12 protein-coding genes are annotated in these 17471 nt (G+C 67.0%); all 12 read left to right on the top strand.

Annotated features, from left to right (window positions below):
- The first annotated feature begins 166 nt into the window (after window positions 1–166).
- Window positions 167–787: a TetR/AcrR family transcriptional regulator gene (locus tag Q0Q02_RS19715; RefSeq protein WP_293811970.1), complete on the top strand. Its 621-nt coding sequence runs from the start codon at window positions 167–169 to the stop codon at window positions 785–787.
- A 79-nt stretch (window positions 788–866) separates the two neighbouring features.
- Entirely contained in the window at window positions 867–1706 is an 840-nt protein-coding gene (locus Q0Q02_RS19720; protein ID WP_293811972.1) for a MurR/RpiR family transcriptional regulator, read from the top strand.
- A 475-nt stretch (window positions 1707–2181) separates the two neighbouring features.
- Window positions 2182–3645 (top strand): MFS transporter, encoded by a 1464-nt coding sequence (locus Q0Q02_RS19725; RefSeq protein WP_293811974.1) that lies wholly within the window; start codon window positions 2182–2184, stop codon window positions 3643–3645.
- Window positions 3642–4334 carry an aspartate/glutamate racemase family protein gene (locus Q0Q02_RS19730; protein WP_293811976.1) on the top strand — a complete coding sequence of 231 codons (693 nt, stop codon included), beginning with the start codon at window positions 3642–3644 and terminating at the stop codon, window positions 4332–4334. The genes Q0Q02_RS19725 and Q0Q02_RS19730 overlap by 4 nt, the downstream gene beginning before the upstream one ends.
- A gap of 163 nt (window positions 4335–4497) precedes the next feature.
- Window positions 4498–5883, top strand: a complete 1386-nt coding sequence (locus tag Q0Q02_RS19735; protein ID WP_293811978.1) for an RNB domain-containing ribonuclease — start codon at window positions 4498–4500, stop codon at window positions 5881–5883.
- 96 nt (window positions 5884–5979) lie between these two features.
- The gene (locus Q0Q02_RS19740) at window positions 5980–6726 is read left to right on the top strand and encodes a sulfite exporter TauE/SafE family protein (protein ID WP_293811979.1); all 747 of its coding nucleotides are present in this window, start codon (window positions 5980–5982) and stop codon (window positions 6724–6726) included.
- Between the two features lie 136 nt (window positions 6727–6862).
- On the top strand, window positions 6863–8347 hold the full coding sequence (locus Q0Q02_RS19745; protein ID WP_293811981.1) for an efflux transporter outer membrane subunit: 1485 nt from the start codon (window positions 6863–6865) through the stop codon (window positions 8345–8347).
- Window positions 8344–9801, top strand: a complete 1458-nt coding sequence (locus Q0Q02_RS19750; protein WP_293811997.1) for an efflux RND transporter periplasmic adaptor subunit — start codon at window positions 8344–8346, stop codon at window positions 9799–9801. The genes Q0Q02_RS19745 and Q0Q02_RS19750 overlap by 4 nt, the downstream gene beginning before the upstream one ends.
- A gap of 13 nt (window positions 9802–9814) precedes the next feature.
- Window positions 9815–12979 (top strand): efflux RND transporter permease subunit, encoded by a 3165-nt coding sequence (locus tag Q0Q02_RS19755; RefSeq protein WP_293811999.1) that lies wholly within the window; start codon window positions 9815–9817, stop codon window positions 12977–12979.
- Window positions 12976–16107 (top strand): efflux RND transporter permease subunit, encoded by a 3132-nt coding sequence (locus Q0Q02_RS19760; protein ID WP_293812001.1) that lies wholly within the window; start codon window positions 12976–12978, stop codon window positions 16105–16107. Before Q0Q02_RS19755 ends, Q0Q02_RS19760 begins: the two co-directional genes overlap by 4 nt.
- A 188-nt stretch (window positions 16108–16295) precedes the next feature.
- Window positions 16296–17012, top strand: coding sequence for a DUF3102 domain-containing protein (locus Q0Q02_RS19765; protein ID WP_293812003.1), 717 nt, complete (start codon window positions 16296–16298; stop codon window positions 17010–17012).
- Window positions 17013–17138: 126 nt separating this feature from the next.
- Window positions 17139–17471 (top strand): Wzz/FepE/Etk N-terminal domain-containing protein (locus Q0Q02_RS19770; protein ID WP_293812005.1); only part of this gene is annotated, 333 nt, incomplete at its 3' end.

The following is a 17471-nucleotide window of genomic DNA, read 5'->3' on the forward strand; positions in this document are numbered from 1 at the left end:
ACCATGGTGCGGATCGAGGGCTCGCCCTCGATGGCCCGATCTGACATATCAGATGACGGGCGATGGATCCGTAGCCCCGGGTCGCGCGACTGGACTATTTAGACGATTTGAGTCTAATTAGGATGGTCGCGCGCAGTTTGGATTTTGTCAAGACGACCGAGCCGCAATGCAGGACAGACGCGAAAGTTCCGGCTCCCTCCCGGCCGACGAGGCAAACGCCCGCGTCGACCAGATCGCCGATGCGGCGCTGCGGCTTTTCGCCCGCTATGGCTACAAGCGCAGCTCGATGGACGACATCGCCAGGGAGGCCGGGCTCGCCAAGGCGACGCTCTATCTCCATTTCAAGGGCAAGGACGATGTCTTCCGGGCGATGCTGGACCTGCTCGGGCGCCGGGTCGAAGCACGTTGCCGTGAGGTGGTCGCGGCCAAGGGGCCATTTCCGGAGCGGCTCGCCGCGCTGCTCCAGGCCCATCACGGGCAGGCCTATGCCAGCTTCGGCACCGGCGAGCATCTCGCCGAACTGAAGGCAGTGATGAACACGATCGCGACGCGTGAGCTGCAGGCGTTCGAGCAGATTTTCACGCGGTTTGCCCGCGAGCTTCTCCAGCAAGCCGAGAAGCAGGGTGAAGTCACCCTGTCGCGCCTTTCGGCCAGCGCCGAGGATTGGAGTGCCGGCCTGCTCTTTGCGGCTGCGGGCGCGAAGCTCGGCACGCCGCCAAGCGCGGAAGACTATGCACGCAGGCTCGAAGGCATCGCATCGGTCTTCGCGGCAGCCCTTGCGCGGTAGGCAGAGCGGCCGCCATCGGCTTGCAAAGCCGGCCCTGACGGAAGAGGCTGCCTCACCCTCGATTCCTGCGTCTTTCGTGATGAACTCCAAGGAAAAATCGTTCCTCAGCCGCGTCCGCGGCATCCTGCCCGATCTCACGCCGGCCGAGCGGCGCCTTGGCGACTTCGTCTGCGATTTTCCCGGCGAGGTCGCGACCTATTCGGCACAGGAGCTGGCGGCGCTGGCGCATGTCTCGAAGGCGACGGTTTCCCGCTTCGTCCAGCGGCTGGGCTATGAGAGCTACGAGGAGGCGCGCCGCCATGCGAGGCTCGAGCGGCAGAGCGGGTCCCGGCTGTTCCTGACCACGACGGATACGACGGGCGAGCAATCGATCGCGGCCAATCTCACCCAGGGCATCGCCAATCTCGAGGAAACCTTCCGCGCCATCGGCGAAACCCAGATCAGCAGCGCGGCCGAAGCCATCCTCGCCGCGCGCAAGGTCTGGGTGATCGGCTTCCGGGCGAGCTTCACCTTCGCGACCTATCTGCAATGGCAATTGACGCAGGTCATCGAGAACGTCGTCGCCATCCCGGGCGGCGGACAGACCTTCGGCGAGCATCTGGTCAGCCTCTCGCCCGACGATGTCGTGATCTTCTTCGGCCTGCGCCGGCGCGTGTCCCAGACCGAAGCGCTGCTCGACCAGATCGGCAAGTCGGGAGCGCGCCTCCTGTTCGTGACCGACGAGAGCGCCGATTTCGAGAAGCGCAGCCAGTGGCATTTCCGCTGCCAGACCCTGGCGCCGGGCCCCCTCTTCAACCACACGGCGGTGATGGCGCTCTGCCATCTCCTGATCATGCGCTGCATCGAGATCGCCGGGTCCAGGGGGCGCACGCGGCTACGCAACATCGAGACGCTGAACGACGCGCTCGACGAACTCTGACGCCGGCTGGAGCAGCTTTCGATCTCACTGCAACATTGCCGTCGTTGCGAGCCCTCCGGTCTTGCCTTCGGCAAGCCCAAGGACAGGCTCCGCGAAGCAATCCAGGGGGACTGGGTTGAAGCGTTCCACCCAGTCCCCCTGGATTGCTTCGTCGCTGCGCTCCTCGCAATGACGGTTCAGTCAAAGCGGAAACGGTTCCAGATCGACGATTTCACCCGGTTTGACCGGCTCGCCATGCCTGCCGCCGAAAGCGGCAGCGGAGGCGCATTTATGGTCTTTCCTGAAACTGTAGTTTCAGATAGTTTCATCTGAACCAAATGTTCCAGAGTCGTTCGAAGGAGACGAGCGGCAGCCGGAGCGACAGGACGGAGACGACCACTTCCAGGGCAACAGCGACGCGCAAGCCTCTTACCAGCCGAAAAATCGCGGGAGGCCTGCGCCCACCATCACGTCACGAACGATCAGGGGAACGATCATGGCTATGGAGAACATGCAGGCATCCGGCGCGGCGACGCCGGTGAGCAGACAACTGGATTCCGCCCTCAACAAAATCGGCGTGACGGGCGCCCACAAGCAGATCCTGGCGCTGGTCCTGATCGGCTGTCTCTTCGACAGTTTCGAGCAGAACACCATCGGCGTCTCGGGCCCGTTGCTGCGGCAGCATTGGGGCCTGACGGGCGCCGATATCGGCTTCCTCAACACCATCACCTTCGCCAGCGCCGCCATCGGCCGGTTGATGTCGGGCATCCTCGGCGATCGCTACGGCCGCCGTGTGATGCTGACCCTCAACCTGCTGCTGTTCTCGCTCGGCTCCGCCCTCTGCGCGCTTGCGCCGAACTTCACCGCGCTCTGCATCGCCCGCGCCATCGTCGGCTTCGGCGTCGGCGGCGAGATCTCGACCGCGGTGACGATGCTGTCCGAATTCTGCTCGGCGAAGTTCCGCGGCACGGCGGCCGGCCTCGTCAATGTCGGCGCCGGCGGCTTCGGCAACTTCCTCGCCCCGGCCTTCGGCCTGCTGATCTTCACGCTCTTCCCGGGCGAGAACAGCTGGCGCTGGCTCTTCGCGGCGCTTGCCCTGCCGGCCCTGCTCGCCGTGTTCTATCGGCGCTTCGTGCCGGAGACCCCGCGCTTCCTCGCATCCAGGAACCGCTTCGACGAGGCCAACAAGGTCCTCTCGACGCTCGCTTCCGGCACGCTGCGTCCGCGCAACCTGACCGTGCAGCCCTATCTCTCGGCCGATCTCGCGCAGTTGCCGCCGGTGGCGAAAAGCGACTGGACGGAGCTGTTCCGCAAGCCCTTCATCGGCCGCATCATCCCGGTCGCGATCGCGATCCTGATGAGCTACGGCGCGCAGTTGTCCGTGCTGACCCTGATGCCGGTGATCTTCGTCTCGATGGGCTACACGCTGCAGGGCAGCCTGCTCTACAGCATGATCATCCAGAGCGGCAGCGTGCTCGGCGCGATCGCGGCCTCCACCTTCGGCTATTACCTGCCGCGGAAGCTGGTGCTCACCACCGGCGCGGCCCTGGCCTCGGTGGCCGCGGTCTCGATCGCCTATCTCGGCACCAATATCTACATGGTGCTGCTGTTCGGCGCTGTCTTCCAGTTCTTCGTGCTGCTGCTCAACACCTCGATCTGGATCTATGCGCCCGAGCTGTTCCCGACGCGCATCCGCGCCTTCGGCGTGGCCTTCATCCTCGCTACCGGCTCGGCCGCCGGCTCCTTCGTCCCGACGATCTCGGGCATGCTGTTCGACAAATACGGCATGGTCGGCGTCTTTGCGCTGGCGGCGGCGATGTACGCGGTCTTCGTGATCTGCATCCAGATGGGGCCGGAGACCTATGGCCGGTCGATGGAAGACATCACCCAGCCGGCGGAGGCCGACAGCGCCCCGCAGGCCGAAACCCTTTCCGAACCAGCGAAGGCAGTGAGGGCGTGACCCGGCATATCCTGTTGATCAATCCCAACAGCTCGCAGGCGACCAGCGCGATGATGCAAGCCATCGCGCAGCGGGCCGCGGACGATGCGCTGGCCGTGACAGTCGTCACGGCCAGTCGCAGCCCGGCCATGATCGTGACGGAGGAGGCCCTGCAGGCCTCGGCCGCGGAGGTCGTCGAGATCGGCACGCGGCACGCCGCCGATTGCGCCGGCATCGTCGTCAGCGCCTTCGGCGATCCCGGGCTCGACGATCTCCGGCGGCGGGTCGACATCCCCGTCTCCGGCATTTGCGAGGCCTCGATGCGGGCGGCGGCGCAAGGTGGACGGTCATTCGGCGTCGCGACGACGACGCCGCTGCTGGCCGACGCCATCGCGGCGCGAGCGGCCGCGCTCGGCCTCACGGAACGATTGACCGGAATCCGCTGCACGGCGGGAGACCCGCTTGCCCTGTCCAGCGACAAGGCCGCCTTGACGCTCGCCCTGGGCGAGATGGTCGAGGCCTGCATCGCGGCCGATGGCGCCGAGGCCGTCATCATCGGCGGCGGTCCGCTCGGCGAAGCGGCCGGCGCCCTGCAGGCACGTTATGCGACCCCGGTCATCTCGCCGATCCCCTGCGCGATCGCAGCCCTGCTGGAGCAGATCGACACGCGGCACGCGGCATCGATGGCTCTGGCGGCGGCCCGGGGCTGATCTGTCGGGTCACGCCAAGAGCGTTTGGTACTTCAGCCCGGCGCGTCGCGCGACATGACCGGTCACCGCCGTTGCATGCATCGCCGAAACGGTTGCAACTATAGCCTTCGCGCTGGCGCCCTCGCGGCGGGCCGAGCAACTGGCGAAGGTTCTGCGGCACGAGATGAAGACGCTTATCGATTCCACCCATGCCCTGATCGGCGGGCTGGCGGCGATACGCCGGCAATTCAACGTGCCCGAGCAGTTTCCGCCCGCAGTTCTGGCTGCGGCGGACAGCGCGGCCCGGCGCGCGCCGACCGCGCATGTCGACCGCACGAGCCGATCTTTCGTCACGCTCGATCCGGCAACGTCCAGGGATCTCGACCAGGCCTTCGCCATCGAGCGCAGTGGTAACGACCTCCTGCTGCATTACGCCATCGCCGATGTCGCCTGGTTCGTCGAGGACGGCGACGCGATCGACCGGGAGGCCTGGCAGCGCGGCACGACGCTCTATCTCCCGGACGGCAAGGCCGGGCTGTATCCGCCTGTCCTCGCCGAAGGAGCCGCGAGCCTGCTGCCCGGCGTCATCCGGCCCGCCGTGGTCTTCACGACCCGGGTCGATGGGGACGGCCATGTCCATCTCGACGGCGCCGAGCGGGTCATCATCCGCAGCACCGCCAAGCTCGCCTATGACAGCGTCCGCGCTTCCGACCTGCCTGTCGATTTCGACGAGCTGGCCCGCCGGATCGAGGCCGCCGAAGCCAGACGCGGCGCGGCCCGCGTCGACCCGCCCGAGCAGGAGGTCGATGCGCTCGGCGACGGCCGCTATCAGTTGAGCTTCCGCCCGCGGCTGCGCGCCGAGGCGCAGAACGCCACCTTGTCGCTGGCCAGCAATGTCGCGATCGCCGATGCGCTCCTGGCGGCCCATACGGGCCTGTTCCGGGTGATGCCGGAACCCGACCAGCAGGCGGTACAGCGCCTGCGCCAGACCGCGCGAGCGCTGGGGCTCACATGGCCGGAGATGGAGCCGCTCGTCCAGTTCGAGAAGACGCTCGACCCAGCGGACAGCGGCCAGGCGGCCTTCATGCTGGCGGTGCGCAGGGCCAGCGGCGGCGCGAGCTATGTTCCCTATCGCGAGGGCACCGTGCCCTGGCATGCGCCGATGGCCGCGACCTATGTGCATGCGACCGCGCCGCTGCGCCGTCTCGCCGACCGCTATGTGGTGCGCGCTGCGCTTGCCGTCGCGAACGGCCAGCCGGTGCCGCCGGAGGTGTCGGCCGCCTTCGAGCAACTGCCCGCAGTGATGGCGAAGGCCGACGCGCGCGACGGGCAGATCGACCGGATCGTGATCGGCCTGGCCGAGGCGCTGATGCTCCAGGGCAGCGAAGGAACCGCCTTCGAGGCGGTGGTGACCGATGCGGACGAGCACGGCCTGCGCATCCAGCTCTGCGAATTGCCCGTGGTCGCGCGGGTGCGCGGACAGGGCAGCAAGCCGGGCGACAGGATCCGGGTCAGGCTGACATCCGCCGATCCCCTGAAGCATGTCGTCAATTTCGAACGAGCGGACTGAGCGCGGCGGCGGCATGGCGCCGCGAGGCGCTGCGGTCTCCGTTCATTTGCAACCTTGCCCGAATTCGGCGATCTAGGCGCGATTCGGGTGGGTCTCATGGAATCGAACATCGTTCTCATCGTCGCTGGCCTTCTGGCCGGAGCGCTGAACTCCGTTGCCGGAGGCGGCACCTTCCTGTCCTTTCCGGCGCTGGTCTGGATCGGCGTCCCGCCAATCATGGCGAACGCCACGGCGACACTCGCTGCGCTTCCTGGCTATATCGGCGGCGCCTGGGGCTTCCGCAGGGATATCCGGGCGAGCGGGCCGATCAGCCTGCGCTGGACGGCCGCGATGGCGGCGCTCGGCGGGCTTCTGGGCGCGCTGTTGCTTCTCGTCACCCCGAAAGAGACGTTCTCGGCGCTGATCCCCTGGCTGCTGCTCGCCGCGACGCTGATCTTCGCCGCAGGCCCTGCCCTCGTGCGCAACATGCTGCGGCATGGCGGCGGCCTGCCGAGGCTGCCGGCGCTCATGCTGTTGCTGGCCGTCTCGATCTATGGCGGCTATTTCAACGGCGGCCTCGGCATCATGCTGCTCGCCGCCTTCGGCTTCGTCGGCCTCACCAACCTGCACGAGATGAACGGGCTGAAGAGCCTGATGTCGGCCATCCTCTCGACCGTCTCGGTGGCGACCTATTCGGCCGCCGGGCTGATCGAGTGGCGCTCCGCGATCGTGCTCGGCCTGTCCTGTGCTGTCGGCGGTTTCATCGGAGCGCATCTGGCACGGCGAATCACCAACATGCTGGCCCTGCGCATCTTCATCACGCTGATCGGCCTCGGCATGGCCATCGCCTTCTTCATGGCGTGACAAGATAATCTCCAGGCAGGCTTCAGCCACAAACATGAAGAGAAATTCACTTTCTCTCCCCCGCGGATCACTCTAGAAGCGGCTTCTGTTGCACCGTGTTCCGCGGTCCTTCGAATCGAGGCTGGAGAAGAGCGGGATGGTGCCGGGCTATAGGCGTGATCTTGCGGGGCACCCAGTCGGACATTCGCTTTTCCGCCTTACCTCCGCGACCGCCATCGCCCTTGGCCTCGGCGCCTGCCTGCCGGCCGACCAGCGCCCCGAGCTCGGGGTCGCCATCACGAGCAACTTCGCCGCCGGCGAGCGCCGCGCTTCCCCCGCCGTCTCGCCGGATTGGCCGCGCCTGTTCCGGTCGAGCGAGCTCAACCGACTGGTCGAGCGGACGAGCGGCGCGAATTTCGACATCGCCATCGCCATGACGCGCATCCGGCAGGCCGATGCGCAGTCGCGCATCTCGGCCGCGGCGCTCTATCCGACGCTGAGCGGCTCGGCGGATGCGTCACGCAGCTCGAGGCCGGGAACGCTGGGCTCGAAGCGCGGACCGTTCAGCGACAGCGTCGGCAACACGTTCAGCCTCGGGCTCTCCGCCAGCTACCAGCTCGATTTCTGGGGCAAGAACCGCGCGACCGCCGATGCCGGGCGCCTTGCTGCCGAGGCGACGCGCTTCGACCGCGACGTGGTTGCGCTGACCGCCGTCTCCAGCGTCACCAGCACCTATTTCCAGGTCCTGGCGGCGCAGGACCGCCTGAACATCGCCCGTGACAACATCACGGTGGCCGAGCGCACGCTCAAGGTGATCCAGGCCCGGCTCTCGGTGGGCACCGCGACCCAGCTCGACATCGCACAACAGGAAAGCGTGGTGGCACAGCAGAAAGCTTCCGTGCCCGCGCTCGAACTCTCGCTGCGCCAGGCCAAGGTCACGCTCGCCGTGCTCGTCGGCGAGACGCCTGCCGCGATCACGATCAAGGGCGGCAGCCTGAACGCGATCGCCGTGCCGGCCGTCCGCGCCGGCCTGCCCTCGCAATTGCTGCAGCGCCGGCCGGACATCGCCGAGGCTGAAGCCAAGCTGACCGCGCAGGAAGCGACGCTCTACGCTGCCCGCGCGGCGCTCTACCCCAACATCACGCTGACCGGCCAGGGCGGGCTCGAAAGCGCACTCCTGAAGAACCTGCTGCGCCCCGATGCCGCCTTCGCCTCGGCGGCTGCCGGTCTCGTCCAGCCGATCCTCGACGGCGGCAATCTTCGGGCCAAGGTCGAGCTCGAACGCGGCACGGCCGACGAATTGATCGCGACCTATCGCAAGACCATCGTCAACGCCTTTGCCGATGTCGAGAACGCGCTGATCGCGATCCAGGAGAACACCCGCCATGAACGGTTGCAGGCGGAAGTGGTTACCTCCGCGCGGCGGGCCTATTCCATCACCGAGCAGAGGCTCCGCGAGGGTACGATCGACATCGTGACGCTGCTCAACACCCAGCAGACCCTGTTCCAGGCGCAGGATCAGCTCTCGCAGGTCAAGCTCCAGAAGCTCACGGCCTATGTCGATCTGTTCAAGGCGCTGGGCGGCGGCTGGTCGGAGACCGATCGCCGCGCCGCCATCGTCGCGACCGAGGCGGCGGAATGAAGCGTCTTCTCATCCTTCTCGTGCTGATCGGCGCAGCCGCCTGGGGCTGGCATACCTATAACGGCGGCTGGCTGCCGTCCGGCGGAGAGAACGTCTCAGCCGGAGGCCAGCAAGGCGGTGGCCACGGCGGCCGGCGCGCGCGCTTCGGCGGCGGCGAGGGGCCAATCCCGGTGATCGCGACCGCGGCGCGCCGCGACGACGTTCCCGTCACGGCCGATGCCGTCGGCACGATCCAGGCGCTGAACACCGTGACCGTGCGCACGCAGGTCGACGGCAGACTGCTGGAGATCGCCTTCAAGGACGGCCAGGATGTCAGGAAAGGCGACATCCTCGCCAAGATCGATCCGGCGACCTACCAGGCGCAATACGACCAGGCCATGGCCAAGAAGGCGCAGGACGAAGCGCAGCTCGCCAATGCCCGCGCCGATCTGGAACGCTATGCCAAGCTCGCCCAGACCGATTACGGCTCGCGCCAACAGGCCGATACCCAGCGCGCCACGGTGGCGCAGCTCGAGGCGCAGGTCCGCGCCGACCAGGGCGCGATCGACAACACCAAGGCCATCCTCGACTACACGACGGTCCGCGCGCCGATCGACGGCCGGCTCGGCATCCGCCAGGTCGACCAGGGCAATATCGTGCGTACCTCCGACTCGAACGGCCTCGTCGTCATCACCCAGCTCAAGCCGATCGCCATGATCTTCAACCTGCCGCAGCAGCAATTGCGAGCGGTGAGCGCCGCGGTGGCCCGTGGCCCGGTCGAAGTCGATGCGCTCGACTCCGACGGCACGACGATCATCGACAAGGGCGTCGTCGAGGTCATCGACAATGTCGTCGACCAGACCACCGGTACGATCAAGGTCAAGGCGCGTTTTCCGAACGAGCGGCTCCAGCTCTGGCCGGGCCAGTTCGTCAACGTCCGCGTCTTCGTCGACGTGCTCCGGCGTGTCGTCGTGGCGCCGACGGCCGCGATCCAGCGCGGGCCGAACGGCGCCTATGTCTTCGCCGTCAACGAGGACGAGACCGTGCGGCAGGTCCCCGTCACCGTCGGCCAGCAGGACGAGACGACGGCCGTGATCACCGCCGGCATCGAGCCGCCAGCCAAGCTCGTCACCACCGGTTTCGCCCGATTGACCGACAAGGCGAAGGTGCGCGTCACCACGCCGGAGGAGGCCGCCCAGCCGCCCGCAGCCGCCACGCCCGGCCGTCGCGGCACGCGCGAGCCCGGCCAGGGGCCGGGCCGGCGGCGCGATCAGCAAGGCGGCGCCAGCGCTCCGGGAACAGGCTCCGCAACCCCGGCGCAGGATGCTCCCGCCGGAGCGCCGGCCGGGACGGATGGCGCGCGCCAGAACAGGCCGCGCCGCAACAGCGCAGCCTCTCCGGAAGGTGCCGCCCCCGGCGGGCAGGGTTCCCCTGCCGGCGGATCGGGTGCACAAAGACCGCAAGCGCAGCCATGATGGGGCAGCCGCGATGAGCGTGTCCGCGCCTTTCATCAGCCGGCCCATCGCGACCTCCCTGCTCGGTGTCGCGGTGCTGCTCTGCGGCATCCTCGGCTATCTGCGCCTGCCGGTCTCGGCGTTGCCGCAGGTCGATTTCCCGACGATCCAGATCACGACGCAGCTCCCCGGCGCGAACCCCGAGACCATCGCCTCGCTGGTGACGGCGCCGCTGGAACGGCAATTCGGCCAGATCCCGGCGCTCTCGACGATGTATTCGCAGAGCTCGTTCGGACTGAGCCAGATCACGCTGCAATTCGATCTCGACCGCGATATCGACGCGGCGGCGCAGGACGTGCAATCGGCGATCAACGCGGCGGGCTCGACCCTACCGCGCACCCTGCCCTATCCGCCGACCTATGCGAAGATCAACCCGGCCGACGCGCCCATCATGGTGCTGGCGCTGACCTCGGATACGGTCTCGCTACGCCAGCTCAGCGACCTTGCCGACACGCTGCTCTCGCCGCGCCTCTCCGAGGTTTCCGGCGTCGGCCATGTCTCGCTCGAAGGCGGCGTCAGGCCCGCGATCCGCATCCAGGCCGATCTCGCGCGGCTCGCCGCCTATGGGCTCGGCATGGAGGACCTGCGCACCGCCATCGTCGCCGCCAATGTCGCGGGCTCCAAGGGCGCGCTCGACGGCAACCATCAGGCCTATACGATCAGCGCCAACGACCAGATCGGCAGCGCATCGGCCTATCGCGACATCGTCGTCGCCTATCGCAGCGGCGCGCCGGTCTTCCTGCGTGACGTCGCGGTTGTGTTGGAGGACCTCGAGAACAGCCGCGTCGGCGCCTGGTACAAGGGCAAGACGGCGGTCGTGCTCGACGTGATGCGCCAGCCCGGCGCCAACATCGTCACCACGGTCGCGCGGGTGAAGGAGGAAATCCCGCGCCTGAAGAGCGGCATGCCGGCCGGCGTCGAATTGCAGGTGGTCAGCGACCGCACCGAGACGATCCGCGCCTCGATCGCGGATGTGCAGTTCACGCTGGTGCTGGCCTGCGCGCTGGTGGTGCTGGTCGTGCTGCTCTTCCTGCGCGCGGTGCGGGCCACGATCATCGCCGGCGTGGCCCTGCCGCTCTCGCTGATCGCGACCTTCGCGGTGATGTGGCTCGCCGGCTTCAGCCTCGACAACCTCTCGCTGATGGCGCTGACCATCGGCACCGGCTTCGTCGTCGACGATGCGATCGTGATGATCGAGAACATCGTGCGCAACATGGAGCAGGGCAAGAAGCCGCTGCGCGCCGCCTATGACGGCGCCCGCGAGATCGGCTTCACCGTGATCTCGCTGACGGTCTCGCTGGTCGCGGTCTTCATCCCGCTGCTGTTCATGACAGGGCTCGTCGGCCGGATGTTCCGCGAGTTCGCGCTGACCCTGACCATCGCGGTCGTGGTCTCAGCCGTGGTGTCGCTGACGCTGACGCCGATGATGTGCGCCCGCATGCTGCGCCACCACGATGGCAAGCGCGAGAACCCGCTGATGCGACTGGCGGAGAGGCCGGTCTCGGCGATGGCACGGCTCTACGAGGTGACGCTCGGCTGGGCGCTGAAGGTGCGCGGGCTCGTGCTGCTCGCGACCTTCGCCACGCTGGTCCTGACGGTGTGGATGTATGTCGTCATCCCCAAGGGCTTCCTGCCGAGCCAGGATACCGGCCTGCTCAATGTCGTGCTGGAATCCTCGCCGGACGTCTCCTTCAACGAGATGAAGCGGCTACAGGAGAAGGTGGCGCAAGCCTTCGAGCAGGACGGCGACGTCACCGGCGTGGTCTCGGTCCTCGGCATCGGTCAGGCCAACGCGACCCTCAACACCGCCCGGATGACGGTGACGCTGCGCCCCAAGGACGACCGGCACGACGACGCCGTCGTGATCGCCGAACGGCTGCGTGCCCTCGCGGCCGCAACGCCCGGCGTCGTCGCCTATGTCCAGCCGGTGCAGGACATCCAGATCACCACCCGCGCCAGCCGCTCGCAATACCAGTACACCCTGACCGGCGCCGACCAGGCGCAGGTGATGGAATGGGCACGCAAGCTCTCGGAGGCGCTGCGGCGCGAAGCGATCGTGCGCAACGTCGCCAACGAGACGCAGGATGGCGGGCTTCGTGCCCGCGTCGAGATCGACCGGGCCAAGGCCGGACGGCTCGGCATCTCCATCCAGGCCGTCGACGACACGCTCTACGACGCCTTCGGCCAGCGCCAGATCGCGACGATCTACGAGCAGTCGAACCAGTATCGCGTCATCCTGGAAGCGGCGCCGCAATATCTGCGCGACCCCAGCGCGCTGTCCAAGCTCTACGTCACCGGCAATACCAACACGCAGGGCCAGACCAATGCCGCCGGCTCGTCCACGGTGACGCAGAACAGCGTGCAGGTGCCGCTCTCCTCCTTCACCCGCCTGATCCGCGAGACCGCGCCGCTCTCCATCGCCCATCAGGAGCAGTTCCCGGCCGCGACCGTCTCCTTCGATCTGGCGCCGGGCGAGGCGCTGGGCGATGCCGTCAAGATGATCGCCGCGGTCGAGCGCGAGATCGGCATGCCCGCCTCGATCACCGGGTCGTTCAGCGCCGATGCGGCGGAGTTCAACCGCTCGCTCGCCAACCAGCCCTGGCTGATCCTGGCGGCGATCGTGACGATCTATCTCGTGCTCGGCATCCTCTACGAAAGCTATGTCCACCCGTTCACGATCCTGACGACGCTGCCCTCCGCCGGCGTAGGCGCCCTCCTCGCCTTGGTCCTGACCGGCCGCGAGCTCTCGATCGTGGCGCTGATCGGCATCATCCTGCTGATGGGCATCGTCAAGAAGAACGCGATCATGATGATCGACTTCGCGCTGGAGGCGGAACGGCACGAGCGCCTCTCGCCGGAGGAGGCCATCGTCAAGGCCTGCCTGCTGCGCTTCCGCCCGATCATGATGACGACGCTCGCCGCCCTGCTCGGCGCGCTGCCGCTGGCGCTGGCGACGGGTACCGGTAGCGAATTGCGTCAGCCGCTGGGCATCACCATCGTCGGCGGCCTGCTGCTCAGCCAGTTGCTGACGCTCTACACCACGCCGGTGATCTATCTCGCGCTCGAGAAGATCCGCCGGCGCCTCGGCGGCGGCCCCGACGGCGTCGTGCCCTATCCCGATCCGGAGGCGGCCGAATGAGCGACGCCGCGGGCGAGGACAAAGGCTGGAAATCGGTCCGGGGGCTCTCGGACGCCTTCATCCTGCGCCCCGTCGGCACCACGCTGATGGCGATCGGCCTCTTCCTCGTCGGCATGGTCGCCTACATGTTCCTGCCGGTGGCGAGCTTGCCGAGTGTCGACTTCCCGACCATCCGCGTCTTCGCCAGCCGGCCCGGAGCCGATCCGGCAACCATGGCGGGCAGCGTCGCTGCGCCGCTGGAGCGCCGGCTCGGCTCCATCCCCGGCGTCACCGAGATCACCTCGACGAGCTCGCTCGGCTCGACCTCGATCGTCCTGCAATTCGACCTGACGCGGAACACCGACAGCGCCGCCCGCGATGTCCAGGCGGCGCTCAACGCCGCCGCGACCGACCTGCCCGGCGACCTTCCGACCCTGCCGCAATTCCGCAAGGCCAACCCGAACGCCGCGCCGATCCTGATCCTGGCGCTCACCTCCGACACGATGACGCCGAGCGCGATGTACGACGCCGCCGACACCGTCATCGCCCAGCGCATCGCCCAGGTGGAAGGCGTCGGCGAGGTCAGCGTCGCCGGCGCCGAGCAACCGGCGATCCGCGTGCGCGTCGACCCCGCCCAGCTCGCCGCCATGGGCCTGAGCCTCGACTCGATCCGTACGGCCATCGTCAACGCCAACACCGTCTCGGCGGTCGGCTCCTTCGATGGCGAGCGGCTGAGCGAGACCCTGTCCGCCAACAACCAGATCCGCCAGCCCGAGGATTACGGCAACATCGTCGTGCGCTCGGCCAAGGGCACGGTGGTCCGGCTCGCCGATGTCGCGACGGTCGAGCGCGGCGTGCGCAACAGCCGCGCCGCCGGCTGGTACAACGGCAAGCCGGCGATCCTCATCACCATCACCAAGCAGGCCGACGCCAATGTCATCGACACCGTCGACCGGGTGAAGGCGCTGCTGCCCGAGATCCAGCGCTGGGTGCCGGCCGGCTTGTCGATCTCGATCATGTCAGACCGCACGGTGACGATCCGGGCCTCGATCGCGGATATCCAGCATACGCTGCTGATCTCCATCGCCCTGGTGATGCTGGTCGTCTTCCTGTTCCTGCGGCGCACGACCCTGACCATCGCGGCGGGCGTCACCGTGCCGCTCTCGATCGCCGGCACCTTCGCCGCGATGTGGGTCGCCGGCTTCACGCTCGACAATCTTTCGCTGATGGCGGTGACGATCTCGGTCGGCTTCGTCGTCGACGACGCCATCGTCATGATCGAGAATATCGAGCGCAACGTCGCCCGGGGCATCTCGCCGCTGCGCGCCGCCCTGCTCGGCGCCGGCCAGATCGGCTTCACCGTGGTCTCGATCAGTCTGTCGCTGATCGCGGCCTTCATCCCGCTCTTCTTCATGGATGGGGTGGCCGGGCGCTTCTTCCGCGAGTTCACGCTGACGCTGACCTTCGCGATCCTGGTCTCGACGGCGGTCTCGCTCAGTGTCACGCCGATGATCTGCGCGCATTTCCTCAAGGCCGGCCCGCATCGGGAGAACCGCTTCGACCGTGTCGTCGAGCGCGTGCTCTCGGCGATGACCGGCTTCTATGCCCGCACGCTCACAGTGGTGCTGCGGCATAGCTGGCTCATGCTGATCGTGATGATCGCGACGGTGGCGCTGACCGTGCAGATGTTCCGCAGCGCGCCGAAGGGCTATTTCCCGCAAGACGATACCGGCCTGATCATCGGCTTTACCCAGGCCTCGACCGACATCTCCTTCCCGGCGATGGCGCAGCTCCAGCAGCGGGGCGCGGCCATCGTCGCGGCCGATCCGGCCGTCTTCGGCGTCGCCTCCTCCATCGGTGGCGGCGGCTCGGTGAATACCGGGCGCTTCTTCGTCAGCCTGAAACCGCTGGAGGAGCGCGGCCTCAGCTCGGCCCAGGTGGTCAACCGACTGCGCGGGCGCCTGTCCTCGATACCGGGCCTGCGCATTTTCCTGACGCCGGTGCAGGATGTCCGTGCCGGCGGGCGCCAGGGCCGCTCGCAATACCAGTTCACGCTCTGGGACCCCAACCTGCCCGAGTTGGAGGAATGGGTACCCAAGGTGCTGGAGAAGCTGCGCACCCTGCCCGAGCTCGTCGATGTCGCGACCGACCGCGAGCAAGGCGGCCTGCAGGCCGATGTGGTGATCGACCGCAACAAGGCTTCTCAGCTCGGCGTCAAGATCCAGGATATCGACAACGTCCTGTCGGACGCCTTCAGCCAGCGCCAGATCTCGACGATCTACGGCGCACGCAACCAGTATCGCGTCGTGCTCGAAGTCTCGCCCTCGCGCAGCCGCGACCCCAACGACATCCTCGATCTCTACGCGCCCGGCCGCAACGGCGCGCAGGTGCCGCTACGCAGCCTCGTCAAGGTCGAGCGCGGCACGGCCCCGCTCGTCATCAACCATCAGGGCCAGTTCCCGGCCGTGACGATCACCTACGACCTCGCGCCCGGCGTCGGCCTGCAGGAGGCGAGCGACGCCGTCGTCGCGGCGGTCGAGGGCCTGCACATGCCGGCTTCGCTGCGGGCCGAGTTCGCGGGCGATGCCAAGGCCTTCACACAAGGGGCCGGTAGCCAGGGCATGATGATCCTGGTCGCGATCCTGGCCGTCTACATCATCCTCGGCGTGCTCTACGAGAGCCTGATCCACCCGGTGACGATCCTCTCGACCCTGCCTTCGGCCGGCCTCGGCGCGCTGATCGCGCTGCGGATCGCCGGCGCCGACCTCACCATCATCGCCTTCATCGGCATCATCCTGCTGATCGGCATCGTCAAGAAGAACGGCATCATGATGGTCGATTTCGCCATCAGCGCCGAGCGCCACCGCGCCATGCCCTCGCGCGAGGCGATCTTCGAGGCCTGCCTGGAGCGTTTCCGGCCGATCCTGATGACGACGCTCTCGGCCATGCTCGGCGCCATTCCGCTGATGATCGCGACCGGCCCCGGCGCGGAGCTTCGCCGCCCGCTCGGCATCACCATCGTCGGCGGGCTGATCCTCAGCCAGATCCTGACGCTCTACACCACGCCGATCATCTATCTCTGGATGAGCAAACTGGGCATTCGGCGCCGCCGCGGTTCCGCAGCCCCGCCGCAATCTGCCGCGGTTTAAAGCAGCACCCATCGTCTCCTATCGCGGCTGCCGCCACCCCCGTGACGAGCTTTCCTCGCAAGAGCGAGTAGCTCAAAAGGGGTACTCCGTTTGTGCGGACGGGAATCCCTTTGCTCGCTTCGTCGTATAGATAATCTCGCGTAATCTGGACGGCGTTGCTTTGACGAGTTGGGGGTTACGCTGTGTCAGTGAGCGCCAAAATCTCGGAAACACAACTCACTGCTGCAGAGCTGCAAGAAGCCGCGCAGAAAATCAGGACCCTTCGGCGCGCAGCCACCGAACATGCCATCGAGATCGGCCGCGAGCTCCTCCGCGTCAAAGAAAAGACACCGCATGGCGCCTTCGTCAGATGGGTCGAGAAATCCTGCGAATTCAAGATCAGGACGGCCCAGGATCTGATGAAGCTTGCCCGCGAGGCAGAAACCGACACGAAACTCGTCGCCTTGATGGTTCCTTCGACCCTGCGGGTCTATCTCTCCAAGAAAACACCGCCTGCGGTTCGCGACACCATCCTGAAGCGCATCGAGAACGGCGAGCATGTATCGCGCAGCGACCTGTATTCCCAGACCTCCGGCGTGAAGACGATGGCAAAGGCGAAAGCCGACGACCATTCGCTGCAGGAAGGCTTCTCGTCGGCGTTCTTCGTTCCCGAGCGGCACGGGACGCCCGGCGAGCAACGAAACAATGGCGGCGACCGGGCGCGCATGGTGGCGGAGCTGCTTCTGCGTCACCTCAGCCCGCAGGACTACGCCCTGATCATGGAAGAAATCAACTGGGAGGTCTGGAATCGCGTTTTCGTCTGGATGAGGGCGGCGCGGGTCGTGGATTCCGAGCGCGTCGAACTCGCAGTGTCCAATGCTCCTCCGACGCAAGCCATGGAGGTTCTGTCCGCCAAGCTGCAGTGAACGTCACCCTGCTTGCCTATTCTTGAGAGTCCTCGGTTCGAGGCGAAATACCCCCTGAAGTTCGTTTCCCGAACGGCGATGCGTGATGCGGGCATGGCTTGATCGGTGGATAGGGATCGGGCTCCCATGCTGGACTATCGCGTTGACCATCAGGCTTTGCCGACTTTCGGATTTCTCACGCTCCGCCGTCGCTGGAAGCTGATTTGCATTTGCGTTGCGCTATCGATGACGGCAGGCGCAGCCTTTGCCCTGCTGAAGGGCGCGACCTACACTGCTTCCACGCAATTTCTGGTCTATATCAAAGAAGTCCAGCCCGGCTCCGAGCTCGTGGTCTCGCTCGGGCGCGCCGACCTCACGCAGGTCGAGAACGAGATCGAGATCATCCGCTCGCGCGGCACGCTCGCCAAAGTCGTCCGCTCCCTGAACCTGGCCAGCGACCCCGAATTCGTCCCTGACGCA

The organism is uncultured Allobosea sp., from assembly GCF_945956895.1.
Lineage (GTDB): Bacteria > Pseudomonadota > Alphaproteobacteria > Rhizobiales > Beijerinckiaceae > Allobosea.